Genomic DNA, 965 nt, shown 5'->3' on the forward strand with positions numbered 1-965 from the left:
GGAGGTGGATTCACACTCGAAGTGCAACAGTTGAGAGGAGAAGGCCTCTGCCGGGGTTCTGAAGTCAAGGCATTTGCGCGGGGTGTTGTTGTAGGCGGCAATGGACTGGCGGAAGCGCTTGGTTGGGAGCTTTTCGAGGTCGGTCTTTCGGGGGATGAAGCGGCGCAAGCGGCCGATGGCGTTCTCGATGCCGCCCTTTTGCCACGGCGCGTGCGGGTCGCAGAAGAAGGTCTTCATCAAGAGGCTCTGCAAGGAAAGGTGGGCGGCGAACTCGGTGCCGTTGTCGAAGGTGACGGTACGGCGCAGTGCCTCCGGTACGGCTTTGAACAGGCGTACGAGATGGCTAGCGATACCGGCAGCGCGCTTGCGTTCGATGGGAACGGCGAGCAGCAGGCGCGAGGTGCGCTCGTGGACGGCCAGGATGGCCTGCCGGTATTTGGAGAACATCATCAGGTCGGCTTCCCAGTGGCCCGGGACTTTGCGATCGGCGACCTCGGCAGGCCGTTCTGCCAGCGAAACACGGCCTTCGATGAAGCTTGCGGGGCTCCCGCCTCGTTTGCCGCGGTGGCCTCGCTTGCTCTTGCCGCGAGGCAGATAGCGCCGCCAGGTGAAGTCCGTCGTGCGTGTGATCTGGGCGTAGATGAAGCGGTAGATGCTCTCGTAGGAGATCACCTTGCGGCCACGTTCACGGGCAAGCCGGCCGGCGACCTGTTCGGGCGACCAACCGCGGCTCAAGCCTGCCAAGACCTCGCGGCGCAAGCTGGCGTCCCGCTCGAGGCGAGAGCCCTTCCAGCGCCGCGCCCGGGTCTGCTGCTGAGCATAGCTTGGCTTGTAGCCGACCTGCCTGCCACGGTTCCGCCTCAGCTCCCGAGAGATCGTTGATGGCGGGCGATCCAAAGCTGCCGCGATTTGCCCGACCGAGTTGCCATTGGCCGAAAGGCGGGCAATCTCGCATCGATCGTCAA

Annotated in this window: 1 protein-coding gene; it reads right to left on the reverse strand. The window is 64.1% G+C overall.

Features of this window, described 5'->3' with window-relative positions; all coding sequences use genetic code 11:
- A partial coding sequence (locus XI09_RS08530; protein ID WP_271566445.1) for an IS30 family transposase occupies positions 1–965 on the reverse strand: 965 nt, incomplete at both ends.

Source organism: Bradyrhizobium sp. CCBAU 11386 (genome assembly GCF_028128955.1).
In the GTDB taxonomy this organism is placed as follows: domain Bacteria; phylum Pseudomonadota; class Alphaproteobacteria; order Rhizobiales; family Xanthobacteraceae; genus Bradyrhizobium.